Origin of the sequence: Planomonospora alba (genome assembly GCF_039534085.1) — a bacterium.
Taxonomy (GTDB): Bacteria; Actinomycetota; Actinomycetes; order Streptosporangiales; family Streptosporangiaceae; genus Planomonospora_B; species Planomonospora_B alba.
Map to the genome: position 1 here is coordinate 1 of NZ_BAAAUT010000081.1, position 23,646 is coordinate 23,646.

Below are 23,646 nucleotides of genomic sequence, written 5' to 3' on the forward strand. Positions count from 1 at the left end.
AGGACGGTCAGCGCGTAGGCGACCTCCTGCGGGTCGACCGGCGGCGGGGAGCCCTCGCGCAGCGCGGCCACCACGCCGGCGTAGAAGTCGAGGTAGGCGCCCGGCTCGGTGCGGACCCGGCGGCCCGACTCCTCGGTGCCCAGCACGCCCCAGCGCTCGTCGGGGTCGTCGCCGAAGCCGGGGGCGTCGGGGGCCAGGCCCGCGCGGAGCCGGTCCTCCTGGACGTCGAGGCCGTGCTTGACGTAGCCGGCCCGCGAGCCCAGGACCCGGAAGCGGGGGCCGAGCAGCGGGGCCATGGCGCTGACCCACAGGTGGGAGCGGGCCCCGCCGGCGTGGGTGAGGGCGATGAAGGTGTCGTCGTCGCAGACGACCCCGGCGCGGCGCACGTCGGACTCGGCGTAGACGGACGTGACCGGGCCGAGCAGGCGCAGGGCCTGGTCGACCAGGTGGCTGCCCAGGTCGTACAGGAGCCCGCCGACCTCCTCGGCGCCGCCGACCTCGCGCCAGCCGCCCTTGGGGACGGGCCGCCACCGCTCGAAGCGGGACTCCAGCCGGTGCACGGTGCCGAGCTCGCCGGCGGCGACCAGCCGCTCGATCGTGCGGAAGTCGCCGTCCCAGCGCCGGTTCTGGAAGACGGTCAGCATCAGGCCGCGCCCGCGGGCCAGGTCGATCAGGCTCCGCGCCTCGGCCGCGGTCGCCGCCAGCGGCTTGTCCACCACCACCGGCAGCCCCGCGGAAAGGGCCGCGGCGGCCAGCGGGACGTGCGTGCGGTTGGGGGAGGCGATCACGACCAGGTCGACCGAGTCCCACAGCTCCTCCGCGCCGGCGGCGATCCGCGCGCCGTACCGGGCGGAGGCCTCGGCGGCGCGCCCGGGGTCGCGGGTGACCACGGCGGACAGCCGCAGGCCGGGTGTGGCGGCGATCAGCGGGGCGTGGAAGAACGCCCCCGCCACGCCGTATCCGACGAGGCCGACGCGCAGGTCAGTCATTGCGGCGCTCGTCGCGCTCGGCGAGGAAGGCCTCGAACTGGGCGGCGAGCTCCTCGCCGGTGGGCATCTCGGCCGGTTCGGCCATCAGGCTCCGCTCGGCGCCGGCGGCGAACGCGTCGTACTGCTGCTCCAGGCCGGTGATCGCGGTGGACAGCTCCTCCGAGGCCTCGATCTGCGCGGCGATCTCGGCGGTGGTCCGCTCGGCGGCGGCGCGCAGCCCCTCCAGCGGGAAGACCAGGCCGGTGCCCTTGGTGATCTCCTCCAGCGCGGTCACCGCGGCCGTGGGGTACTCGGCCTGGGCGAGGTAGTGCGGGACGTGGACGGCGTAGCCGAAGGCGTCGTGGCCCTGCTCGCCGAGGCGGAACTCGATCAGGGCCGCGACGCTGCCGGGGACCTGGACCTTGCCGAAGACGCTGGTGCGGCCGGTGACCGACTCGGGGCGGGCGGCGTGCGCGGTGACGCCCAGCGGGCGGGTGTGCGGCACGGCCATCGGGATGCCGTGCGCGGTCACCAGGGAGCCGACGCCCAGCCGGGTGACGAGCGTGCCGACGGCCGCGGTGAACAGCTCCCACTCGCGGTCCGGCTCGGGACCGGTCAGCAGCAGGAACGGCGTGCCCGTCGTGTCGTGGGCGAGGCGCAGGGTGATCTCGGGGGAGTCGACGGCCGTCCACCGGTCGGTGTCGAACGTCATGATCGGGCGCCGGGACCGGTAGTCGAGCAGGCGGTCCACGTCGAAGGTCGCGACGACCCGGTGCTCCAGCTCGGCCAGCAGGTGACCCAGGGCGAGCCGACCGGCCCCGCCCGCGTCCACGAACCCGTCGAAGTGGTAGAGGAGCACCGGATCGGTCAGCTCAGGAACGTCTTCGCTGAGCCGGTAGAGATCCGTCGGGTCGAACACCGTGTTCCAGCCTTTCGTCGATCGTCTCTTGTAGGAGAACCCGCGGGGTATCCGGTGCATTCCACCGCCCCGGGGGCGATCCCTGGCACCTTATCGGGGGACAATGGATCCCATGGAGTCCGATCCGCAGGTCGAGGAGCTCGCGACCCGCCTGTTCGACATGGCGAGGAAGGGCGAGACCGAGCGCCTGCGCGCCTACGTCGAGGCCGGGGTCCCGGCCGACCTGACCAACGGCAGCGGCGACACCCTGCTGATGCTCGCGGCCTACCACGGCCATGCCGGGACGGTCCGGATGCTGGCCTCCCTGGGCGCCGACCCCGGGCGGGCCAACGACCGCGGGCAGACGCCCCTGGCCGGCGCGGTCTTCAAACAGGAGTCCGAGGTGGTCAGGGCCCTGCTGGAGGCGGGAGCGGACCCGCACGCCGGCACGCCGTCGGCCGCCGACACGGCGCGGATGTTCGGACAGAGCGAATATCTAGAATGGTTTGGGCATTAATGGGACACATGAGTACAGAAAATGTTGTTACAGGGTGTGTCTAGGAAATTCCGCGCTGTTCGACCATTCTGGACGGCGTGGCAATCAGCGACATACAGGCCCCGGGCCGACCCCTCCGAATCCCCCCGCTGTCGTGTCCTTTCCCCAGTGAAGTGAACCCCCACGTGGAACGCGTCGACCGGGAGACCGTCGACTGGGCCTCCGCCTCGGGTCTGCTGGACGGGCCCGAGATGGCGGAGCGCTACCGGAAGGCGCGGTACGGCTGGCTGGGGGCGCGCACCTACCCCTACGCCGACTACCACACGCTCCGGCTGGTGACCGACTGGTGCGTGTGGCTGTTCGCCTTCGACGACGTCTTCTGCGAGACCGACCGGCAGGCCCCGGAGATCGCCCGGGCGCTGCCGCGCTTCATCGCCGTCCTCGACGACATCGAGCCCGGCACGGACGGCGCGGAGCGGGTGCGCGACCCCTTCGCCCGCGCCCTGCTGGACGTCAAGGGCCGCGTCATCGCCCACGGCGGCCCCGACCAGCTGGAGCGCTGGTGCGGCGCCACCAAGGACTACCTGTCCGCCCAGGTGTGGGAGGCGGCCAACCGGCAGGACGGCCTGGTGCCGCCCCTGGGCGACTATCTCCTCATGCGGCGGCGCACCGGCGCCATGCTCACCGTCTTCGCGCTCATCGACGTGGCCAGCGGACTGCCGCTGACCCCCCGCGAATGGCGCCACCCGGACGTGCGGGCGATCACTGCCAGCGCCAACGACGTCGTCGTCTGGGACAACGACCTCATCTCCTACGCCAAGGAGAGCGGCGCGGGCAACTCCGTCAACAACCTGGTGAACGTGCTGGCCCGGCACCGGGGCTGCTCCCACCAGCAGGCCATGGACGAGATCGGCGGGATGCGGGACCGGGCCGTGGCCCGGATGGCCGAGCTCGGCCGCGCCCTCGCGACGCTCGGCTCGGCGGCGGTGGACGCCTACGTGCGCGGCCTGGAGCGCTGGATCAGCGGGAGCGTCGACTACTCGCTGACCAGCTCCCGCTACACCGTCGCCTGGCAGGAGCGGGCCGGGATCGCCGGCTAGCCCGCGGAGGTCAGGACGCCGCGAACGGCCCGTCCAGCTCCTCGTCGCAGAGGGCGAGCTCGATCAGCTCCTCCAGGTTGAGCCGCCTGCCGCGGTTGAACGCCTCCTCGTGGGCCTGCTTGCCGAGGAGGCGTTCGCACTCCTTGACGCACTGGTCGTGGTCGGCGTTGAAGAACGGCGAGTTCAGCCGCGGCATGCCGAAGACCCGCCAGTTCTGCTGGCCCCCGCCCATCAGCCGCGAGGCGAGCAGGGGCCGCCCCGCCTCCAGGGAGAGCCGCGCGATCAGCTCCACGTTCAGGCCGATCCCGAGCACGTCGTGGAAGTGCCGTTTGAGCTGCAGCGACTCGCGGGCGTGGGCGAGCGCCTCGGCGGTCCTGCCCATCGCCTGGAAGACGCTGGCCAGCGCGTAGATGGCGTAGGAGCGCAGCCACAGCTCCCCCCCGCTGGGTGCACACGGTGATGCAGTCGCGCAGCAGCACCTCCGCCTCGGCCGGCTCGTTCTGCATGAGCAGCACCATCGACAGCTCCACGATCGAGGGGAGCAGTCCGGGGTTGAGCTCCCGGCCGCTGCGGTGGAACTCGATCGCGACGCCGAGCAGCGCGCTGGCCTTCTGCAGGTCGCCCTGGAGGAACGCCGCGGTGCCCAGCATCTTGGTGGCCAGGATGACCGCGCCCGAGTCGCCCACCCGGACCGCGTCCGAGCTGCACCGCTCGGCGGCCTCCATCGCGCCCGAGATGTTCCCCTGGCTGCTGAGCACGTAGGAGAGCACCCACAGGGCCTTGCACCGCTCGGGGCTCGGCTGCGACACCAGCTCCAGGGCCTTCTCCAGGTAGAGCCTGCCCTCGCGGGCCAGGCCGCAGGCCACCCACATGAACCACAGCGACGACAGCAGCTGCAGCCCCAGCCGCATCTCCTCAGGCCGGGTCAGGCAGTAGTCCAGCGCCACCCGGATGTTGTCGTGCTCGTGGCGCATCCGGACGTACCAGTAGACCTGGCGGGGACCGGACCACGCCTCCTCGCCCCGCCGGGCCAGCTGCAGGTAGTAGTCGCGGTGCCGCCTGCGCACCGCCTCGGTCTCGCCGAGCTTGTCCAGCCACTCCTCGCCGTAGTCGCGCAGGGTGTCGATCAGCCGGTAGCGGTGCCCGGAGGGGGTGGCGACGCTCAGCAGGATGGACTTCTCCACCAGGCTGGAGATCAGATCGGTGACGTCCTCGCCGGGCAGGCTGTCGCCGGCGCAGACGTAGCGGGCGGCCTCCAGCTCGAAGTCGCCGGCGAAGACCGACAGGCGCGCCCAGAGCAGCCGCTCGGCGGGCTCGCACAGCTCGTGGCTCCACCCGATCGCGGCGCGCAGCGTCTGGTGCCGGGGCAGCGCCGTACGGCTGGCGCCCGCCAGCAGGCTGAACCGGTCGGTCAGCAGCGCGAGGATCTGCTCCACCGACAGGGCCCGCAGCCGGACCGCGGCCAGCTCGATCGCCAGGGGGATGCCGTCCAGGCGGCGGCAGAGCTCGGAGACCGGCTCGATGTTGCGCTCGTCCAGCTGGAAGGAGGGCACGACCGCGCCCGCCCGCGCGGCGAAGAGCTGGACGGACTCGTTGGTGAACGGGTTCTCGCCCGGCACGTCGCCGGGGACGCTCAGCGGCGGGACCGCGACGGTGTGCTCGCCCTGCGCGTTCAGCGACTGGCGGCTGGTGGCCAGGATGCGCAGCCGCGGCGAGGTCCTCAGCAGGTCCTCGAAGAGGCGGGCGCAGGCGTCGACGAGGTGCTCGCAGGTGTCGATGATCAGCAGGATCTCGCGGTCGCCCACCCACTCCGAGAGCGTCTCGTCGGCCGAGCGCGCCGACTGGTCGGCGATGCCCAGCGCCGAGGTGATCGTGTGCCGGACCATCCCCGCGTCCTGGAGCCTGGCCAGGTCGGCGAACCACACGCCGTCGGCGAACTGGCCGCGCACCAGGTGGGCGACGCGCAGCGCCGTGCGGGACTTGCCGACCCCGCCGATGCCGGTCAGGGTGACCAGCCGCGTCTCCGGCTCCTGGAGCCGCTGCTTGAGGCCTGCCAGCAACCGGGTGCGCCCGATGAAGTTGGTGAGCTCGTTGGGGAGATTGCCGTCTCGCCGCCATCCTGATGGCGTTGCCATGGCCGCCTCACGGGGGGTAGCTGACACCTGCCCTGGCATCGTACCGCCTGGGTGGTCGGCTGTCCTTTACGCGGAGATCGCGGCGAGGGGCTTTACCGGCGGGGAGATCGACCGCCCGGCGCGCTGGCTAGCATGGGCGTGTGACAGAGCATCATCCAGACGATCTGCGCCCGGTCGACTTCTCGGAGGACGGCCCGGCGATCCTGCCCGACCAGACCTCCGACGACACCGACCTCGGATGGGGCGAGTGGAGGGACTCCGGCGGAAACGACGAACGCCTGCTGGAGGAGCGCCCGCCCCACTGGTAGGGACTCCCGCCCGGAGTCGCCCGGAAGGTCACGCGACGACGTCCCGGCGTCGGAACCGGCGGAACGCGAAGGCGATCAGGAGGACCGAGTAGGTCACCGCGACGGCCACCCCCTTGATCATCCCGCTGAAGTCCGGCTCCGACGCCAGGGCGTCCAGCCAGGCCGTGTTCCAGAACGTCGGGAGGAACTCCCGCAGCGAGCCGAGCGCGTCCACCGCCTGCAGGATCGTGCTCACGATCACCAGCCCCACCGCGCCGCCGACCGCGCCGAGCGGCGAGTCGGTGCCCACCGAGAGCAGGAAGGCCAGCGCCGCCACCACGAGCTGGCTGACCAGCACGTAGCCCACCACGACCGCGAAGCGCGGCAGCACGTCCAGCGCGGGGATCACCTCGCCGGTGCCGGGCACCCGCACGTCGTTCCAGCCGAAGGCCAGCGTCCCGGCGAGCAGCGCCATCACCGGCAGGCAGACCACCGCCGCCGTCGAGTAGCCCAGCGCGACGACGAGCTTCTGGCGGAGCAGCCGGTCGCGGGGGATCGGGGCGGCCAGCAGGTAGCGCAGCGAGGACCAGCCGGCCTCGCTGGCCACCGTGTCGCCGCAGAACACCGCCACCGCCACCGCCAGCAGGAAGTTCGCCGAGACCGAGAGCGAGAACGCCGCGAAGTTCAGGCCGCCCTCGGTCGCCAGGTCCGAGATGCGCAGCGAGCCGCCGGGCCTGCCGGTCCGCACCCCGATCTCGAAGGCGACGACCAGGATCCAGGGCAGCGCCAGCAGCAGCCCGAACAGCACCGCGGTCCGGCGCCGCCGCAGCTGGCGGACGAACTCCACCCGCAGCGGCAGCGTGCGCCCCGGCGCGTACCCGGGCGCCGAGCCGTCGGGGTTCACGCCCCGCCCGCCCGCCTGCGGCGCGGTGCGCGCCGCGCCGGTGACCGTGTCACTCATGCCTTCTCCCCGATCAGGTCCAGGAACACGTCCTCCAGGCGCGCGCCGGTCCCGCCGGAGCGCACGCGGTCGCCGCTCAGCAGCTCGCTCACCGGGCCGGCCGTGACGAGCCGGCCGCGGTGCATGACCACCACGTGGCTGCACGTCTGCTCGACCTCGGCGAGCAGGTGGCTGGAGACGATGACCGTACGGCCCCGCGCCGCGTAGCGGATCAGGACCTCGCGCATCTCGCGGATCTGGGGCGGGTCCAGGCCGTTGGTCGGCTCGTCGAGGACGAGCAGGTCGGGCAGGCCGAGCATGGCCTGCGCGATGGCCAGGCGCTGGCGCATGCCCTGCGAGTAGGTGCGCACGGCCCGCTCCAGGGCGCCGCCGAGCCCGGCGATCTCCAGCGCCTCCTCCAGGTGGGCGTCAGCGGCGGGCCGGCCGGTCGCCTTCCAGTAGAGCTCGAGGTTGGCGCGGCCCGACAGGTGCGGCAGGAAGCCGGCGCCCTCGACGAACGAGCCCAGCCGCGACAGGACCGGCGCGCCGGGCACGACCCGGTGGCCGAAGATCCTGATCTGGCCCGCGTCGGGGCGGATCAGGCCCATCATCATGCGCATCGTGGTGGTCTTGCCCGCGCCGTTGGGCCCGAGCAAGCCGAGCACCTGGCCCCGCTCGACGGTGAAGGACAGGTCGTCCACCGCCCGCTCGCCGTTGCGGTAGGCCTTGGTCAGGCCCTCGATCCGCAGCGGCACCGCGTCGAGCTCCGGGACGTGCTCGTCGGCGGGGCGCCGCCGCCCGGCGAGGACCAGCGCCGCGGCGGCGACCACGGCGGCCAGCGGCAGGGCCCAGGTCCACCAGGCCGGGCCGGTGGCCGGGGTGCGCAGCGCGGCGTGCACGGGCGCGGTCAGCTCGGGGGAGGCCAGGGAGACGGCGTAGACCGCCGGGGCGTCCGGGCTGTCGTAGGCCAGGTCGGTCGTGGTGAAGGTGACGCGGAGCCGGTGCCCGGCCTCGAAGCGGTGGTCGATCGCGGGCAGGCGGACCACGGCCTCGGCCGCCTCGGCGCCCTCGGGGACGGTGAGCCGGACCGGGGCGACGAGTCCCTCGGGCAGGATCGGCGCCGCGGTGCCCTCCGCGGTGTCGTACAGCTTGGCGAACAGGGTCACGTCCCGCGCGCCCCCGCTCCCGCGGGAGTCCCCGGAGCCCTCCCCGGCGTCTCGGGGGCCGTCCGCTCCGCCGGACCCCGCGGACCCGCCGGACAGGACCCGGACCCTGACCCTGACCGTGGAGCTCCCGGTCACCTGGAGCGGGGCGGCCAGCGGCGCGGACTCGAAGCTCGCGCTCTGCCCCGCCATGTCCACCGAGAGGCTCAGGCCGCCCTGGCCGGCCAGGGCGCCGAAGCCGGGCAGGGACGAGATCGAGGCGGGCGAACCGCCGGGCGGGCCGGCCACGGGCTGCTCGGCGCCCTCCAGGGCGACGGCGGTCCGCGAGCTGCCGGACAGGCCGGGGTAGGCGTCGGCGGTGGCGTGCAGCTGGACCTGGCGGCGGGTGCCCGGGTCGCGCCCGCCGTCCCGGGTGACGGTGAACGCCGCGACCTCGGCCGGCCGACCGGCGCCGCCCGCGCCCTTCAGGTAGTGGTCGAACCAGGCGAGCGTCTGCTCGTGGAGCCGGTCGACCTCGCCGTCGCCGCCGTCGTGGCCGCCGTCGAACCAGGCGACGCCGACCGGGGCGCCGGTGGCGGCGATGGCCCGCGCGTTGGCGTCCGCGTGCTCCAGCGGGAAGAGGGAGTCGCGCCGCCCCTGGATCAGCAGGGTCGGGATCCGGATCCTGCCCTGCACCGAGACGGGGCTGGACCTGCGCAGGGTCTCCACCGCCTCCGGGGTCGCCCGGCCGGTCTCGGCGACCTCCTGGTACATGTCGCAGATCTCGGGGAGGAACCGGCCGCACCGGACCTCCTCGGCCGTCGGCGTCCGGCCCGGGGCGGTGCTCCCGCCGGCCCCGCCCGGCGTGCTCCCGGCGCCGTCCCCGGCGCCGGTCGGCACGGCGCCGGGCACGGCGCCGGTCAGCGAGGCGATCCCGCCCCCGGCCGCCGGGGCGCCGCCCCGGCTGAAGAACAGCCCGGCCCACATCCGCTTGAACACGCCGTTGCCGGGGCCCTTGCCGCCGGCGTCGGGGAAGAGCGCGTCGGCCAGGTCGTACCAGGTGATCTGGGGGACGATCGCGTCGATCCGGTCGTCGTGGGCGGCGGTCATCAGCGCGACGGCGCCGCCGTACGAGCCGCCCGCGATGCCCACGCGCGGGTCGCCGCTCCCGTCCAGCAGGACCTCCGGCCGCCCGGCCAGCCAGTCCACCAGCTGCCGGACGTCCTTGACCTCGTAGTCGGGGGAGTTGAGCGCGATCTGCCCGGTCGAGCGGCCGAACCCCCGCGCCGACCAGGTCAGCACGGCGTAGCCCTCCCGGGCCAGCCGTTCGGCGGCGTCCCGCACGCTCTGCTTGCTGCCGCCGAAACCGTGCGCGAGCAGCACCGCGGGAGCCCTCCCGCCGTCCGCGGGCGGGAAGAAGCTCGTGTCGAGCGTCACCCGCTGGTCGTCGGCGGGCCCGTCGACCACCGTGATCGCCTGCTCCAGCACCCGGACCCGCGACTCGGACGGCCACACCAGCCAGGTCACGGCGCCGAGCACGAGCACGACGGCCGCCGCGACCCAGGCGGCCGCCCTTCCCCTGAACCTCATGCGGTGGAGCCTACTGTCCGAAACCCGGTGCTTCCTGAGAGGAGTCTCAGGCACCCGGCATATCGGACAGAACGTCGCGGGTGCGCAGAAGGTCCGTATTCCCGGATGCGCTTGCGCCTGTCGACCTCGGCCGCCGCACCGTTCATCATCGGATGATGAGCGATGACCGTCGTTACGTGGGGGCGCGGGTGCCGCGCCGGGAGGACGCCCGGCTGCTCACCGGCCGGGCACGCTTCGTCCGGGACGTCCGCCTGCCGGGCATGGCCCACGCGGTCGTGGTGCGCAGCCCGGTCGCGCACGGCAGGCTGGTCCGCTGCGACGCCAAGGCCGCACTGGCCGCCGACGGCGTGCTCGACGTGCTGACGCCCGCGGACGCCGCCGGGGTGCGGCTGCCGTGCGTCGCGCTCGCGCCCGGCCAGCGGGCCTCGGACTACCCCGTGCTGGAGGAGACGGTCCGCTACGCCGGGCAGCCCGTCGCCCTGGTGGTCGCGCGGACCGAGGAGGCCGCCCTGGACGCGGCCGAGCTGGTCGACCTGGACGTCGAGGAGCTGCCGCCGGTGGTCGGCGCGGAGCGCGCCCTGGAGGACGGGGCGCCGCTGCTCCACCCGGAGTGGGGGACCAACCTGGTCACGGACTTCGCGGTGGGGGACCCGGCCGAGGAGTGCGAGGCGGCCATCGCCGCGGCCGGGCACGTGGTCGAGCTGACGACCCGGCTGGGCAGGGTCGCGCCGTACCCGATGGAGCCGCGCGGGATCGCGGCCTCCTTCGCCGACGGCGAGCTGACCGTGTGGGCCTCCACGCAGGCCCCGCACCACGTCCGCGACCACCTCGCCGCCGCGCTCGGGCTCGGCTGCGAGCGGGTGCGGGTGCTGGCCTGCGACACCGGCGGCGGATTCGGCGGCAAGGAGCACGTCTACCCGGACGAGACGCTGGTCTGCCTGGCCGCGATGCGGCTGGGCCGGCCGGTGCGGTGGGCCGAGTCGCGCACCGAGCACCTGTCGGCCACCCTGCCCGCCCGCGACGCCGTGCACCGCGCCCGGCTCGCCTTCGACGGCGACGGCCGGTTCCGCGCGCTGCACTGCGACGTCCTCGGCGACCTCGGCGCGCACCCGTCCAACGTGGGCATCTCGCCGATCGCGCTGACGGCGGTGATGCTGCCCGGGCCGTACCGCTTCGACCGGGCGGGCGCGCGGGTGCGCGCGGCGGTGACGACGACCACGCCCACCGGCTCCTACCGGGGCTTCGGCCAGCCCGAGGCGGCCTGGACCCGGGAGCGGCTGGTGGACGAGGCCGCGCGCCTGCTCGGGGCGGACCCGGTCGAGCTGCGGCTGCGCAACCTGCCGGGCCCGGGCGAGCTGCCGTACACCACCCGGACCGGGCAGCCGTACGACTCCGGGGACTACCCCGCCGCGCTGCGGGCGCTGCGGGAGATGGTCCGGCCGCCGGCGCGCCCGGCCGACGGGCGGCGGCGCGGCGTCGGCTTCTCCTGCCACGTCGAGACCACCGGCATGGGCCCGTCGGAGGCGATGCGGCAGGCGGGCGTCCAGTCCGGCGGGTACGAGACGGCGGTGCTCCGCATGGAGCAGGACGCCTCGGTGGTGGTCGCCTCCGGGGTGGCGGCCGTCGGCCAGGGCATCGAGACGGCGCTGGCGCAGCTGGCCGCCGACCACACGGGGGTGCCGCTGGAGCGGGTCCGGGTGCTGCTCGGCGACACCGCGGCCACGCCGTACTCGCCGGTGGGCGCCATCGCCAGCCGCTCCCTCGCGCTGGGCGGCGCGGCGATCGTCCAGGCGGCGGTACGGCTCCGCGAGAAGATCAGGCTGATCGCCGCCCACCAGCTGGAGGCCGCCCCGGGCGACCTGGAGATCGCCGACGGGGCCGTGCGGGTCAAGGGCGACCCGGCGGCCCGCCGCACGCTGGCGGAGGTCGCGCTGGCCGCCTGGCGGGGCTGGGACCTGCCCGAGGGGGTCGCGCCCGGCCTGGAGGAGCGGGTGACCTACGACCCGGCGGCCTACACCTTCGCCTTCGGCGCCCACGCGGCGGCGGTCGCCGTCGACCCGGAGACGGGCGCGGTCGAGGTCGAGGGCTACTGGGCGGTCAACGACTGCGGCGTCGTGGTGAACCCGGCGATCGTCGAGGGGCAGCTGCGCGGCGGCATCGCGCAGGGCATCGGGATGGCGCTGAGCGAGGAGGCGGTCCACACCCCCGCCGGGCAGCCGGTCGCCGACTACTTCCCGCCGGGCGCGCCGGACCTGCCCGCCATCGAGGTGAGGCTGGTGCAGACGCCGTCCCCGGTGACGCCCGGCGGCATGAAGGGCGCCGGGGAGGCCGGGATCATCGGGCCGCCCGCGGCGGTCGGCAACGCGGTCGCCGCGGCCCTGCCGGAGGCCGCGGGCCGGATCACCGCGACCCCCCTGACCCCCGCCGCGGTCTGGGAGGCCCTGACCGGCGGGGGCGGGGGTTCCGCGACCGGCCGGGGGGCGTGACGGGCGGCCGGGGCGGCGGGAGCGCTACGCCGTGCCGGGCCGGCCGGGGTCCGGCGCGAGCACCATTCCGTAGTGCAGCTCGGGGACCTCGACCGGCAGGCCGGCCACGTTCTCGACCCGGCCGGTGGGGGCGAAGCCGAAGCGCTCGTAGAACCGGCGGGCCCGCGTGTTGCCCTCCAGCACCCACAGGCCGGCCCTGTCGAACCCCAGCTCCCGCAGATGGTCGACCGAGCGCGTCAGCAGCGCCCGGCCCAGCCCGGTGGACCAGTGCTCGGCGAGCAGGTAGATCGCGTAGACCTCCCCGCCGCCGATCGCGGCGTCCTCCGCCGGGCCGTACACGCTGAAGCCGACGATCCGGCCGCCGGCCTCGCCCACCACCAGGTGCCGCTCGCCCGAGCCGATCAGCTCCCGCCAGGCCTCCACCGCCCGGGAGGTGACGGCCAGGCCGTCCAGGAAGTCCTGGGGGAGCAGCCCCCGGTAGGCCGAGCGCCAGGAGGTGTTCTTGACGTGCAGCACGGATTCGACGTCATCGGGCCCACCGGCCCGCACGAGAACGCTCATGCTTGGTGATTATCCGGGAGAACCCCGGCTTCTGCCCGATTGCGGTCTTCATAAACGGCGGGCATCATTTCGATGCGTGAAACCTGCAGCATCCTTGAGAAGAAGAGCCGCGGCGGTCGCCGGGTGGGCTCTGCCGTACTGGACGCGGGGGGAGGCCGGCCGGGAGACCCCCGCGGACCTGTTCCGCGTCCTCTACCTCGGGTGGCTGGCGGCCTTCGTCCTCAAGGTGCTGGGGGCGTCCTGGGACGTCTCGTGGCACTTCAAGTGGCTCCGCGACGACCTGGCCCCGCCGCACCTGCTCAACAGCGTCGGCACGGTCGTCGTCGTCGCCCTGACCATCGTCCACGTCTACACCGGTTACGGCGTGGACCGCACCGCGCAGCGCCTCATCCAGTGGGGCACCGGCACCTTCCTGGTCGCCGTGCCGCTGGACCTGATCAACCACCGCGTCAACGGGCTCGACATCACCTCGTGGAGCCCCTCGCACATGCTGCTGTACATCGGCACGTTCTTCATGATCTGCGGGGTGATCCGGGGCTGGTTCCTCGGCGCGCCCCCCGGGCGGATGCGCACGCTCGTCCTCGGCGGGCTGTTCGTGTTCATGTTCGAGAACGTCTGGTTCCCCGCGCAGCACCAGGAGTACGGCGTCTTCGGCATCAAGGCGTGGGACGCCGGCAAGCCGGAGGCCGAGCCGATCCTGCTGCAGTTCGCCGCCGACCAGATGGGCCGCCCGGTGGACCGCGGGATGGTGGTCGACTTCTCGCTCCCGGTGCCCGACGAGGTCTATCCCCTGTACGGCGTGGTCGCCGCGATGATCGTGCTCGTCTTCGCCCGGGCGATGATCGGCCGCGCCTTCGCCGCCACCGCCGTGGCCGCCACGTACGTCGTCTACCGCTCGCTGATCTGGCCGCTGCTGGCGGTCGCGGACTTCCCGCGCTCGGCGGTGCCGTTCTTCCTGATCGCCGGGGCGCTCGCGATCGACCTGGCGTTCCTGGTCCGGATCCCGGTGCTGCGGGCGCTGGCCGGCTCGCTCGTCGCGACCCTCGCGGTCGACCTGGCGCTGCGCTCGCAGAACATCTGGCTGGAGTCCCCGCCGGTGGTCTCGCCGGTGACCATGGCGATCGGCGGGACCGCGCTCGCCGCCCTGTGGCTGGGCGGCGAGTGGTTCCTCGGCCGGTTCCGGCTCCGCGCGATCGAGGAGGGGGAGCCTCAGGCGATGGTCGCCGTGGTCAGGGCCACCGCGACGCCGTAGGTCAGCCCCAGCACGGTCAGCTCGGCCGCCGCCCACGCGGCCACCGCCGTCGCCTCCTGCCGCTCGATGCGCGGCAGGAGGCGGAAGCGGATGTGGGCGGCGATCGGGATCAGCAGCGCCACGATCGCCGCCTTGGCCACAAGGAGCAGGCCGTACTCGCTGGTCACCAGCGAGGCGGGCAGCTCGGTGCCGGGGGTGAGGGCGATCGTGGACAGACCGGTGATCACACCGGAGAGGTTGACCAGGATCAGGGCGATGGTCGCCAGCTTCGAGAACTTCGGCAGCACCCGCGCCAGCAGCCCCCGGTCCCGGGCGAGGTGCAGCATCACCATGAGCAGCCCGCCGGTCCACGCGGCCGAGCCCATCACGTGCAGCTCCATCGAGATCATGATCGGGTCGTGCCAGACCGAGTCCACCGCGTGGCCGGTGACCGGGATCGGCAGCAGGCCGAAGAAGGCGACCACGATCCGCAGCTCCGCCGGGACCTTCTCGCCGAACCGCACGGCCAGCAGCCCGATCGCGGCGCAGGCGAGCGCGCAGGCGGCGCTGAACAGCATGCCCTGGCCCGCGCCGACGTTGTCGACGTACTCGGCGATCATGCCGGGGGTGGGGACCGCCCCCGGGTTCAGCTCGGCGGTCTGGAAGACGATGACGACCAGTGCCAGCAGCGCCCAGGCCCAGGCGAACGAGACGGCCATCGGCCGGGCGCGGCGCATCACCGGCTCGGTGCGCTCGGGGTCGTCGAAGCCGAGCAGCTTCGGCAGCACGCTCAGCCCGACCACCGCGACCGCGGCCAGGTCCAGCAGCACCCGCAGCACCGGGAGCCCGTAGACCACCACCGGGCCGGGGAGCGCGATGCCGGGCACCGCCTCCTCCGCGCCGAGCGCCGTCGCGACGAGGACGGCGACCAGCGCGCCGGAGACGAGCCCGCCGGCGAGCAGCCTGCGCACCGTGTCCGACTCGGCGGCACGGCGCTGTGCGATCGCGGTCATGACGCGTCCGCCTGCCCGCGGGTGCGGCGCATCGCCACCACGGTGGCACCGCCCAGCAGGACCAGGGCCGCGGCGATCCAGACGACGGCCATCCCGGCGCCGCCGTTCTGCGCGGCCTCGGCCGCCTGGGCGCTCAGGCCGGGGGCCTGCTCCCGGCCGGCGGGGCCGGAGGGCGCGGGCGCGGCGGCGCCCGGCGGGGCGGCGGGGGCGGACTGCCCGGGGGAGGCCGCAGCGGAGGCTCCGGTGGAGTCGGCGCCGGCGTCCGCACCGGGGCCCGCACCGGCGTCCCCGGCGGAGGACGCCGACGGGGAGGGCGCGGCCGCGCCCGGTCCCGGAGCGGTCAGGGTGAAGGTCACCTTGCCGGAGACGGGGTGGCCGTCGGAGGAGAGGATGCGGTAGCCCACCACGTACTTCCCGGCCGGGCCGAGGGGCCGCACCCGGACGCTGACCTCCGCGCCGTCGACGGAGGTCTTGCCGTCCTCCCAGCGGGCGCCGTCCGGACCGGTCAGGCTGATCTGCGCGAAGCCCTGCCGGGCCGGCTGGTCGAAGGTGAGCGTGATCTCCTCCGGCCCGGTGGCGAGCTCGGCGCCGTCCTTCGGATCGCTGCCGATCAGCACGTTGTGGGCCTGGGCCGGGGCGACCGCACCGAGCAGCGCGGCGCAGGCGAGCAGCAGGACCGTGAGTAACCGCCTCACAGATCATGACCTTCCATCGGGTGTCTCATAACCCGAACATATTCGCACTCGGGACGCTCGCCGGGGGAATCGGCCGAGCGCCCGGACCCGCCCTCCCGGCCGGTCGCCGAGGGGGCGCGGGCGGGTCCGGGAGGGGCGTCCCCGGGCGGGCTCTCCCGCGCCGCGGAGGAGGTCATCGCGGGTGCCGCCCGGTTTCCGAAACTTTCTAAAGATCGTCTTATCTCTTTCCGGCTCCGGGATGCCGCGTTTCCTGCGCCGACATCTCCGCAGAGGGTCGATCTCCACTCGCTTGATAACGGTGTGAAGACGGCCGTTGATACGGAGGAAAAGCCCATGTAACCTCGGCGCCATCTCCAGAAACTATCGGTAACCCGATGAAACTTTCAGAGATCACATCCGCCTCAGCGGATCACATCTGCGGTAGCGACGGCAGAGGAAGGAAGGCCACTGTGAGGTCCTTCAGTCGGCGAAGTGTGGTGACGATTGCGACGGCCGCGCTACTCCTCGCGGGGTGTGGCGGAGGCCAGGAGGGCGACGGCGGGCAGGCGGACGGGAACGCCTCAGCCAACGGCAAGGTCACCATCGAGTGGTGGCACATCCACAACATCGAACCGATGCTGCCCGTGTGGGACTCCCTGGTCAAGGAGTACCAGGCGCAGCACCCGAACGTCACCATCAAGGTGACCCCGCTGCAGGTCGAGAACTTCAAGTCCAAGCTCACGACCGTCACCCAGTCGGGCGACGCCCCGGACATCTTCCACACCTGGGGCGGCGGCGTGCTGGCCCAGCAGGTCGAGGCGAGCCTGGTCAAGGACCTCACCGCTGACATCTCCTCCTGGTCCGACACCCTCTCCCCGGTGGCCCTGCAGTCCTACCAGGTCGACGGCAAGACGTACGGCGTGCCGCACGACATCGGCATGGTGGGCTTCTGGTACAACAAGAAGCTCTTCGCCCAGGCGGGCATCGACGCGCCGCCGACCACCTGGAGCGAGTTCCTGGAGGACGTCAAGAAGCTCAAGGCGGCCGGGATCACCCCGATCGCGCTGGCCGGCAAGGCCAAGTGGCCCGGCCACTACTACTGGGCCTACCTGGCCATGCGGGTGGCGGGCCTGGACGCGCTGAAGAAGGCGGCCGAGACCAAGTCGTTCGACAACCCCGACTTCGTGACCGCGGGGCAGAAGCTCAAGGAGCTGGTCGACCTCAAGCCGTTCCAGGAGGGCTTCCTCGGCGCCGACTACGACAAGCCCGACGGCCAGGCGGCCACGATGGGCAACGGCAAGGCCGCGATGGAACTGATGGGCCAGTGGGCGCCCAGCGTGCAGCGCGACACCGCCAAGGACCTCGGCGACGACCTCGGCTTCTTCCCGTTCCCGGCGGTCGAGGGCGGCAAGGGCGCGGCCACCGACTCCTTCGGCGGCGGTGGCGGCAACGCCGTCGCCGCGGACGCGCCCCCGGAGGCCGTCGACTTCCTGAAGTTCATCTCCCAGCCGGAGAACCACCGCAAGGGCGTCGAGACGGGCGCGATCTTCCCGGCGGTCAAGGGCACCGAGGACGCGGTCAAGGACAAGCACGCCAAGCTGGTGACCGAGGTCCTCGGCAAGTCGACCGGCTTCCAGCTCTACCTCGACCAGGCCTATCCGCCGTCCGTCGGCCAGCAGGTCAACGACAGCGTGGCCGAGCTCATCGCCGGGTCGAAGACGCCCGAGCAGGTCGTCGCCGACATCACGGCGGCGGCGCAGTCGGAGTGACGACCGAGTGAAGACGACGGAAGGGGCCGGGCCGCGCGCCCGGCCCCCGATCGGGGAGAGGCGATGAGACCCCAGACCCTGGCGGACAAGCGACCGGCGCGCCCGGGACCGCGCAGGGCGCGGACCGCGCCGGAACGCGAGGCGACCCGGCGCGGCGGCCGGCTCCGCGGCCTGATCACGGTCGGGCTGTTCCTGCTCCCCGCGCTGGTGCTGTTCGTGCTGCTGGTGCTGGCGCCGATCATGCTCGCCGGCTACTCCAGCTTCTTCAAGTGGAACGGGTTCGGCTTCCTGCCGACGAACTTCATCGGGCTGGACAACTTCACCCGGATGTTCGCCGACCCCATCTTCCTCGGGGACCTCCAGCGCGGGCTGCTGCTGATCGTGCTGTCGCTGGTGGTCCAGCTGCCGCTCGCCCTGGGCCTGGCGCTGCTGCTCAACCAGCCGCTGCGCGGCCGGGCCTTCTACCGGCTGCTGTTCTTCGCGCCGTACGTGCTGTCCGAGGTCATCACCGGCGTGCTGTTCTCGATGTTCCTCTCGCCCGAGAGGGGCATGGCCAACCACCTGCTGGGCCTGGTCGGGCTGGAGAGCCTGGCCTCGACCTGGCTGTCGGACCCCTCGACGGTCATGTACTCGCTGTTCCTCGTCATGACGTGGAAGTACTTCGGCCTGCACATGATCCTGTACCTGGCCGGGCGGCAGGGCATCCCCAAGGAGCTGATCGAGGCCGCCCAGCTGGACGGGGCGAGCGGCTGGAAGGTCTTCCGCCACGTGACCCTGCCGCTGCTGGGCCCGACGATCCGCATCAGCGTCTTCCTGTCCGTCATCGGCGCCATCCAGCTGTTCGACCTGGTCTGGGTGCTCACCGAGGGCGGGCCCATCCACTCGTCGGAGACGATGGCGGTCACGATGTTCGACTACGGCTTCCGGCGCTACCAGGTCGGCTACGCCAGCGCCATCAGCGTCGTGATGTTCCTCATCAGCCTCGTCTTCGCGCTGGGCTACCAGAGGTTCGTCATGCGCCGCGACACCGAAGGGGCGATCACCGGAATGCGAGACCTGCGATGAGCCGCGTCAGCACCCGGGAGCGGGTGAGAACAGAGCGCAGGCTCCGGCACCTGGGCCTGCACGTGATCGTCATCGCGGCCGGCTCGTTCATCGTCGTGCCGATCCTGTACGGCGTGCTGAGCGGGTTCAAGAGCAACCAGCAGCTGTCGAGCAACCCGTTCGGGCTGCCGTCGCCCTGGGTGGCGTCGAACTACACCGACGTGCTGCTCTCGCCGGACTTCTGGCGCCAGGTCGGCAACAGCACGTTCATCGCGGTGGCGACGGCCGTCCTCGTGGTGGGCGCCTCGGCCATGGCGGGGTTCGTCTTCGCCCGGTTCGCCTTCCGGGGCAGGGAGATGATGTTCACCCTGTTCACGATGGGGCTGATGTTCCCGTTCGCGGTGGCGATCCTGCCGCTGTTCGTGCTGCTGCGCGGGCTGGGCCTGCTGGACAACCCGCTCGGCGTGATCCTGCCCCAGGCGGCCTTCGGCCTGCCGATGACGATCATCATCCTGCGGGGCTTCTTCCGGAGCATCCCCGGCGAGGTCGAGGAGGCCGCCACGCTCGACGGCTGCTCGGCGTTCGGGTTCTTCTGGCGGATCCTGCTGCCGATGGCCCGGCCGGCCATCGCCACGGTCTCGGTGCTGGCGATCGTGAACAGCTGGAACAACTTCTTCCTGCCGCTGGTCGTCTTCAACGACCCCGGGTGGTGGACCATCCCGGTGGGGGTGCAGCAGTTCAGCGGCCAGTACTCCTCCGACACCGCCCGGGTCCTTGCCTACGTCATCGTGGCGATGATCCCGGCGCTGGCGTTCTACGCCGTCGCCGAGCGCCAGCTCGTCGGCGGCCTCACGGCGGGGGCGACGAAGGGATGAGCGGACGGCGCGGGCCCCGCCGCCGGGCGTCCGGCCGGCGGCGGGCGCCGCGCGACCGCTCAGGAGCGGGGCGGCGCCGTGCTCTCGCGGACGATGAGCTCGGTGGCCAGCTCCACCCGCCTGGCCTCCGGGGCGGCCGCCCCGGAGGCCAGCACCATCCGGGTGGCCAGGGCGGCCATCTCCTGCAGCGGCTGGCGGACGGTGGTCAGGGCCGGCCAGGCCGAGCGGGCCAGCGGCAGGTCGTCGAAGCCGACCACGCTGAGGTCCTCGGGGACGCGCAGGCCCCGGCGGCGGGCGGCCTCCAGCACGCCGAACGCCTGCAGGTCGCTGCCGGCGAAGACGGCGGTGGGCGGCTCGTCCAGGGCGAGCAGCTCCTCGCCCTGGAGGCGGCCGGAGTCGACCAGGAAGTCCCCGGGGCGGATCAGCTCGGGGGCCACGGCGACGCCCGCGGTCTCCAGCGCGGCCCGGTAGCCGTCGATCCTGGCCCGGCTGCACAGCATGTCGGCCGGGCCGCCGATGATCCCGATCCGGCGGTGCCCGAGCTCCAGCAGGTGCCGGGTGGCGGCCAGGCCGCCGTTCCAGTTGGTGGCGCCCACCGAGGCGATGCCCGCCGGGGGCTCGCCCTCCGGGTCGACGACCACGAACGGCATCGACCGGGCGCTGAGCTGCCGCTGGAGCCCGGACGAGAGCCGGGAGGCGACGATCACCACGCCGTCGGTGCGCCGGGCCGCGATGCGCTCCAGCCAGTCGCGGCCGGGACCGGCGTGGGAGTGCAGCACGGTGATCACGACGCTGGCCCCGGCCTCGCGGGCGGCGGTCTCGGCGCCGCGGACGATCTCCATCGCCCACGGGCTCTCGATCTCCGAGAAGACCAGGTCGACGAGGCCCACCGGGCCCTCTGCCTGGCCGACACGGCGCTGGTAGCCGTGCAGGTGCAGCAGGCGTTCCACCCGCTGGCGGGTCTCCGGGGCGACTTCGGGCCGGCCGTTGATGACCTTGGAGACCGTGGGGACCGAGACGCCGGCCTCCTCGGCGATCAGGGCGATCGTCACCCGCTTCTTCGTTGGCATGGGGTGAAGTGTACCCGAAAACTTTCGGATGCTCTCCCCGATGTGCCGACCGTCACTGGGAGCGCTTCCACCGGTCTATTGACGCCTGATGAGCGATTATCTATCCTCGCCCGAGAGTGAAACATTCGGAATTAGGCTGAAAGTTTCAAAAGATCTTTACTTCTCCGTGACAAGGGAGATTTGATGACTCTGCGTGTCTCCGGATCCCAACTCGTCGACTCGGCTGGCACTCCGGTGAGGCTGCGTGGGGTCGGCCTCGGGGGCTGGCTCAACATGGAGAACTTCATCACCGGCTACCCGGCCAACGAGGCGGGGATGCGGGAGGCGGTGCGCCAGGCGATCGGGGAGGAGAAGGCCGAGCTGTTCTTCGACCGGCTGCTGACCTCCTTCTTCGGTGCGGAGGACGCCGACCTGCTGGCCTCGATGGGCGTCAACTGCGTGCGGATCCCGTTCAACTACCGCCACCTGGAGTCCGACGAGCGCCCGTTCGAGGTCGACGAGCGCGGCTTCCGGCACCTCGACCGCGTCGTCGCCCTGCTCGCCGAGCGCGGCATCTACAGCGTGCTCGACCTGCACGCGGTGCCCGGGGCGCAGAACCAGCACTGGCACTCCGACAACCCCACCCACATCGCCGCGTTCTGGCAGCACCGCCACTTCCAGGACCGCGTGGTGCACCTGTGGGAGGTGATCGCCGACCGCTACCGCGACCAGCCCTACGTCGCCGGGTACAACCCCGTCAACGAGCCCGGCGACGCCTCGGGCAAGGCGATCGGGCCGTTCTACGACCGGCTGGTCAAGGCGCTGCGCGCGGTGGACCCCGGCCACGTGCTCTTCCTCGACGGCAACACCTACTCCACCGACTTCTCGGTCTTCCGCGAGGTCTACGAGAACACCGTCTTCGTCTGCCACGACTACGCCCTGGCCGGCTTCGCGCACGGCGGGCCGTACCCCGGCTACACCCGGGGCGAGTGGGTCGACCGGGAGCAGCTGGAGCGCACCTTCGAGCGGCGCACCGTCTTCCAGCGGGAGACGGGCACCCCGATCTGGGTCGGCGAGTTCGGCCCCGTCTACACCGGCGACCCCGCGATCGACGCGCAGCGCTACCAGATCCTCGCCGACCAGCTGGAGATCTTCGACGCCCACGGGGCGGGCTGGTCGCTGTGGACCTACAAGGACGTCGGCCTGCAGGGCCTGGTGACCACCGACCCGGCCGGGCCGTACATGCGCCGGTTCGGGGACTTCATCGCCAAGAAGACGCGGCTCGGCGCCGACCGGTGGGGCTCCACCATGGAGGAGGCGGCCGACGTGCTGGCGCCGCTGCACGAGCTGATGGCCACCGAGTTCCCCGGCTGGGACCCCTACCCGTGGGGCGCGCGCTACCAGACCGACGACCTGATCCGGCACATCCTGATCGCGCAGGCGCTGCTGCCGGAGTACGCCGCCCTGCTGGTGGGCCTGTCCGACGACGAGCTGCTCGCCCTGGCCGACTCGTTCGCGCTGTCGGCCTGCGTCCGCCGCGAGCCGCTCATCGAGCTGCTCACCGACAACCTCGCCCGCTGACGGCGGGCACCGGAGGTGAGTCACCTGCCGACCCCCCCGGCGGGCCGCCGCCCGCCGGGCCGGGCCCGTGGAGGCGCACGGATGAGGACGTTCGCCAACCCGGTCATCCCGGGGTTCCACCCCGACCCGTCGATCTGCCGGGTGGAGGACGACTACTACCTGGTCACCTCCAGCTTCGAGTGGTACCCCGGGGTGCCGCTCTTCCACAGCCGGGACCTGGTGCACTGGCGGCGGCTCGGGCACGTGCTGGACCGCCCGTCCCAGCTGCCGCTGGACGGCGTCCGGCCGAGCGGCGGGATCTACGCCCCCACCATCCGCCACCACGGCGGCCTGTTCCACGTGATCACCACGCTGGTCGACGGGCCCGGCGGGAGCGTCAACTTCGTCGTCACCGCCGCCGACCCGGCGGGGCCGTGGAGCGAGCCGTACCCGCTGGACCTGCCGGGGGCCTACGACCCGTCGCTCTTCTTCGACGACGACGGGAGCGCGTGGGTCACCGCCAACCGGCCGGTCGACGCCGACGGCCGGGGCGAGGTCTTCCTGCGCCGGCTGGACCTCGCCTCGATGACGCTGACCGGGCCCGAGCACGTGCTCTGGACCGGCGCGCTGCGCGACGCGGTCTGGCCGGAGGCCTCCCACCTGTACAAGGTGGACGGCCGCTACCACCTCGTGATCGCCGAGGGCGGCACCGACCTCGACCACGCGGTGACGGTCGCCCGCGCCGAGCACGTGACCGGGCCGTACCGCGGCAACCCGCGCAACCCGATCCTCACCCACCGCGACCTGGGCCGCGACCACCCGATCACCGGGACCGGCCACGGCGACCTGGTCCGCACGGCCGGCGGGGAGTGGTGGATGGTCCTGCTCGCCATGCGGCCCTACGGCGGCTACCACTACAACCTCGGCCGGGAGACCTTCCTGACGCCGGTCCGCTGGGAGGACGGCTGGCCGCTGGCCGCCCGGGTCGAGCCGGAGTGCCGGGCGCCCGCGCTGCCCGAGCACCGCTGGCCCGCCGAGCCCGCCTGCGACCACTTCGACGCGCCGCGGCTGGCGCCGTGCTGGAACCACCTGCGCACGCCGCGCGAGCCGTACTGGAGCCTGACCGAGCGCCCGGGCCACCTGCGGCTGCGGGTCCGCCCGGAGACGCTCGCGCAGCGGGGGAACCCGAGCCTGGTGGCGCGCCGCCAGGAGCACCGGGACTTCGCCGTGCACGCCGCGCTCGACTTCACCCCCGGGCCGGGCGAGTGCGCGGGCCTGGTGCTGGTGCAGAACGACGACTTCCACATCCGCCACGTGCTCACCGAGCGGGGCCTGGAGACGGTCGTGCGCCGGGCGGGGGAGGAGACGGTGACGGCCCGCGTCCCGGTGCCCGGCGGCCGGATCCTCCTCGGGATCGAGGCCCGCGGCCAGGAGTACGGCCTGCGCTACGCCACGGCCGCGGGCGAGTGGCGGCCGGTGGGCGAGCCGCTGGACGGGCGCCTGCTGAGCTCGACGGTGGCGGGCGGCTTCACCGGGGCCTACATCGGCATGTACGCCGCCGCCGAGAACGGCGGGAGCAGCGGAAACGGCGGGAACGGCGGGAACGCCGCCGACTTCGACTGGTTCGAGTATCTCGGACTCGCTCCCTGACGGGTCAACGGTCAGGGAGCGGCCCGTGGTGCTCCGGGGGCGCCCAGGGAGCGCCGCGCCCCCGGAGCGCCATCCGGCGCAGCGGTGCCGCCGCCACCCCACCGCGGCGCCACCGCGGTGCCGCCGCACCCGGTGCCCGCGGGGCCGCCGCGCGGTCCCGCCGGGCCGGGGCCGGGCC

Annotated in this window: 19 protein-coding genes; 10 read left to right on the plus strand and 9 right to left on the minus strand. The window is 73.2% G+C overall.

The genetic code is table 11. The features are described 5' to 3' along the window. Both ABD823_RS31440 and ABD823_RS31445 read right to left on the minus strand, forming a co-directional pair. On the minus strand, positions 1-989 hold a 989-nt coding region (locus ABD823_RS31440; protein ID WP_344866011.1), incomplete at its 3' end, for a Gfo/Idh/MocA family protein. Next, positions 982-1,887 carry a proteasome assembly chaperone family protein gene (locus ABD823_RS31445; RefSeq protein ID WP_344866013.1) on the minus strand — a complete coding sequence of 302 codons (906 nt, stop codon included), beginning with the start codon at positions 1,885-1,887 and terminating at the stop codon, positions 982-984. The genes ABD823_RS31445 and ABD823_RS31440, both read right to left, overlap by 8 nt. 103 nt (positions 1,888-1,990) lie before the next feature. Here ABD823_RS31445 and ABD823_RS31450 point away from each other — a divergent pair, with 103 nt between their 5' ends. Together ABD823_RS31450 and ABD823_RS31455 are read left to right on the plus strand one after the other, a co-directional pair. Beyond that, the gene (locus ABD823_RS31450; RefSeq protein WP_344866015.1) at positions 1,991-2,383 is read left to right on the plus strand and encodes an ankyrin repeat domain-containing protein; all 393 of its coding nucleotides are present in this window, start codon (positions 1,991-1,993) and stop codon (positions 2,381-2,383) included. Positions 2,384-2,547: 164 nt separating this feature from the next. Next, the gene (locus ABD823_RS31455; protein WP_344866017.1) at positions 2,548-3,462 is read left to right on the plus strand and encodes a 4-epi-cubebol synthase; all 915 of its coding nucleotides are present in this window, start codon (positions 2,548-2,550) and stop codon (positions 3,460-3,462) included. Here ABD823_RS31455 and ABD823_RS31460 read toward each other — a convergent pair. Beyond that, positions 3,459-5,597, minus strand: coding sequence for an ATP-binding protein (locus ABD823_RS31460; RefSeq protein ID WP_344866019.1), 2,139 nt, complete (start codon positions 5,595-5,597; stop codon positions 3,459-3,461). The two genes, ABD823_RS31455 and ABD823_RS31460, sit on opposite strands and share 4 nt — an antisense overlap. 140 nt (positions 5,598-5,737) lie before the next feature. Here ABD823_RS31460 and ABD823_RS31465 point away from each other — a divergent pair, with 140 nt between their 5' ends. Continuing rightward, complete coding sequence (locus tag ABD823_RS31465) at positions 5,738-5,905, plus strand: hypothetical protein (RefSeq protein ID WP_344866021.1); 168 nt, start codon at positions 5,738-5,740, stop codon at positions 5,903-5,905. Positions 5,906-5,933: 28 nt separating this feature from the next. On the opposite strand, the gene ABD823_RS31470 is transcribed toward ABD823_RS31465, so the two are convergent. Both ABD823_RS31470 and ABD823_RS31475 read right to left on the minus strand, forming a co-directional pair. Continuing rightward, the gene (locus ABD823_RS31470) at positions 5,934-6,845 is read right to left on the minus strand and encodes an ABC transporter permease (RefSeq protein WP_344866023.1); all 912 of its coding nucleotides are present in this window, start codon (positions 6,843-6,845) and stop codon (positions 5,934-5,936) included. Then, positions 6,842-9,556: an alpha/beta fold hydrolase gene (locus ABD823_RS31475; protein WP_344866025.1), complete on the minus strand. Its 2,715-nt coding sequence runs from the start codon at positions 9,554-9,556 to the stop codon at positions 6,842-6,844. Before ABD823_RS31475 ends, ABD823_RS31470 begins: the two co-directional genes overlap by 4 nt. 155 nt (positions 9,557-9,711) lie before the next feature. Between ABD823_RS31475 and ABD823_RS31480 the strand changes: the two genes are divergently transcribed. Further along, positions 9,712-12,042 (plus strand): xanthine dehydrogenase family protein molybdopterin-binding subunit, encoded by a 2,331-nt coding sequence (locus ABD823_RS31480; protein WP_344866027.1) that lies wholly within the window; start codon positions 9,712-9,714, stop codon positions 12,040-12,042. A 24-nt stretch (positions 12,043-12,066) separates the two neighbouring features. Here the strand turns inward: ABD823_RS31480 and ABD823_RS31485 are convergent, their stop codons facing one another. Beyond that, positions 12,067-12,603 carry a GNAT family N-acetyltransferase gene (locus ABD823_RS31485; RefSeq protein ID WP_344866029.1) on the minus strand — a complete coding sequence of 179 codons (537 nt, stop codon included), beginning with the start codon at positions 12,601-12,603 and terminating at the stop codon, positions 12,067-12,069. A gap of 76 nt (positions 12,604-12,679) precedes the next feature. Between ABD823_RS31485 and ABD823_RS31490 the strand changes: the two genes are divergently transcribed. Continuing rightward, complete coding sequence (locus ABD823_RS31490) at positions 12,680-13,855, plus strand: hypothetical protein (RefSeq protein ID WP_344866031.1); 1,176 nt, start codon at positions 12,680-12,682, stop codon at positions 13,853-13,855. Here ABD823_RS31490 and ABD823_RS31495 read toward each other — a convergent pair. Both ABD823_RS31495 and ABD823_RS31500 read right to left on the minus strand, forming a co-directional pair. Continuing rightward, positions 13,813-14,847, minus strand: a complete 1,035-nt coding sequence (locus ABD823_RS31495; protein WP_344866033.1) for a copper resistance D family protein — start codon at positions 14,845-14,847, stop codon at positions 13,813-13,815. The two genes, ABD823_RS31490 and ABD823_RS31495, sit on opposite strands and share 43 nt — an antisense overlap. Beyond that, positions 14,844-15,542 carry a copper resistance CopC family protein gene (locus ABD823_RS31500; protein ID WP_344866035.1) on the minus strand — a complete coding sequence of 233 codons (699 nt, stop codon included), beginning with the start codon at positions 15,540-15,542 and terminating at the stop codon, positions 14,844-14,846. Before ABD823_RS31500 ends, ABD823_RS31495 begins: the two co-directional genes overlap by 4 nt. Before the next feature lie 476 nt (positions 15,543-16,018). Between ABD823_RS31500 and ABD823_RS31505 the strand changes: the two genes are divergently transcribed. From ABD823_RS31505 to ABD823_RS31515, 3 genes are all read left to right on the plus strand, one after another. Continuing rightward, the gene (locus ABD823_RS31505) at positions 16,019-17,290 is read left to right on the plus strand and encodes an extracellular solute-binding protein (protein ID WP_344866037.1); all 1,272 of its coding nucleotides are present in this window, start codon (positions 16,019-16,021) and stop codon (positions 17,288-17,290) included. A gap of 63 nt (positions 17,291-17,353) precedes the next feature. Beyond that, positions 17,354-18,355 carry a carbohydrate ABC transporter permease gene (locus ABD823_RS31510; RefSeq protein ID WP_344866039.1) on the plus strand — a complete coding sequence of 334 codons (1,002 nt, stop codon included), beginning with the start codon at positions 17,354-17,356 and terminating at the stop codon, positions 18,353-18,355. Continuing rightward, positions 18,352-19,209: a carbohydrate ABC transporter permease gene (locus ABD823_RS31515; protein WP_344866041.1), complete on the plus strand. Its 858-nt coding sequence runs from the start codon at positions 18,352-18,354 to the stop codon at positions 19,207-19,209. The genes ABD823_RS31510 and ABD823_RS31515 overlap by 4 nt, the downstream gene beginning before the upstream one ends. Positions 19,210-19,268: 59 nt before the next feature. Here ABD823_RS31515 and ABD823_RS31520 read toward each other — a convergent pair whose 3' ends face one another. Next, positions 19,269-20,279 carry a LacI family DNA-binding transcriptional regulator gene (locus tag ABD823_RS31520; protein ID WP_344866043.1) on the minus strand — a complete coding sequence of 337 codons (1,011 nt, stop codon included), beginning with the start codon at positions 20,277-20,279 and terminating at the stop codon, positions 19,269-19,271. Between the two features lie 183 nt (positions 20,280-20,462). On the opposite strand from ABD823_RS31520, the gene ABD823_RS31525 reads away from it, so the two are divergent. Together ABD823_RS31525 and ABD823_RS31530 are read left to right on the plus strand one after the other, a co-directional pair. Next, positions 20,463-21,839: a glycoside hydrolase family 5 protein gene (locus ABD823_RS31525; RefSeq protein ID WP_344866045.1), complete on the plus strand. Its 1,377-nt coding sequence runs from the start codon at positions 20,463-20,465 to the stop codon at positions 21,837-21,839. A gap of 81 nt (positions 21,840-21,920) precedes the next feature. Further along, entirely contained in the window at positions 21,921-23,468 is a 1,548-nt protein-coding gene (locus ABD823_RS31530) for a glycoside hydrolase family 43 protein (RefSeq protein ID WP_344866047.1), read from the plus strand. Positions 23,469-23,646: the final 178 nt, after the last annotated feature.

What these genes read in the sequence shown, in the direction of transcription:
- ABD823_RS31450 (WP_344866015.1), top strand. Translation starts at nt 1,991, where the DNA reads ATGGATCCCATGGAGTCCGATCCGCAGGTCGAGGAGCTCGCGACCCGC.
- ABD823_RS31460 (WP_344866019.1), bottom strand. Translation starts at nt 5,597, where the DNA reads ATGGCAACGCCATCAGGATGGCGGCGAGACGGCAATCTCCCCAACGAG.
- ABD823_RS31470 (WP_344866023.1), bottom strand. Translation starts at nt 6,845, where the DNA reads ATGAGTGACACGGTCACCGGCGCGGCGCGCACCGCGCCGCAGGCGGGC.
- ABD823_RS31475 (WP_344866025.1), bottom strand. Translation starts at nt 9,556, where the DNA reads ATGAGGTTCAGGGGAAGGGCGGCCGCCTGGGTCGCGGCGGCCGTCGTG.
- ABD823_RS31480 (WP_344866027.1), top strand. Translation starts at nt 9,712, where the DNA reads ATGAGCGATGACCGTCGTTACGTGGGGGCGCGGGTGCCGCGCCGGGAG.
- ABD823_RS31485 (WP_344866029.1), bottom strand. Translation starts at nt 12,603, where the DNA reads ATGAGCGTTCTCGTGCGGGCCGGTGGGCCCGATGACGTCGAATCCGTG.
- ABD823_RS31495 (WP_344866033.1), bottom strand. Translation starts at nt 14,847, where the DNA reads ATGACCGCGATCGCACAGCGCCGTGCCGCCGAGTCGGACACGGTGCGC.
- ABD823_RS31510 (WP_344866039.1), top strand. Translation starts at nt 17,354, where the DNA reads ATGAGACCCCAGACCCTGGCGGACAAGCGACCGGCGCGCCCGGGACCG.
- ABD823_RS31515 (WP_344866041.1), top strand. Translation starts at nt 18,352, where the DNA reads ATGAGCCGCGTCAGCACCCGGGAGCGGGTGAGAACAGAGCGCAGGCTC.
- ABD823_RS31520 (WP_344866043.1), bottom strand. Translation starts at nt 20,279, where the DNA reads ATGCCAACGAAGAAGCGGGTGACGATCGCCCTGATCGCCGAGGAGGCC.
- ABD823_RS31525 (WP_344866045.1), top strand. Translation starts at nt 20,463, where the DNA reads ATGACTCTGCGTGTCTCCGGATCCCAACTCGTCGACTCGGCTGGCACT.
- ABD823_RS31530 (WP_344866047.1), top strand. Translation starts at nt 21,921, where the DNA reads ATGAGGACGTTCGCCAACCCGGTCATCCCGGGGTTCCACCCCGACCCG.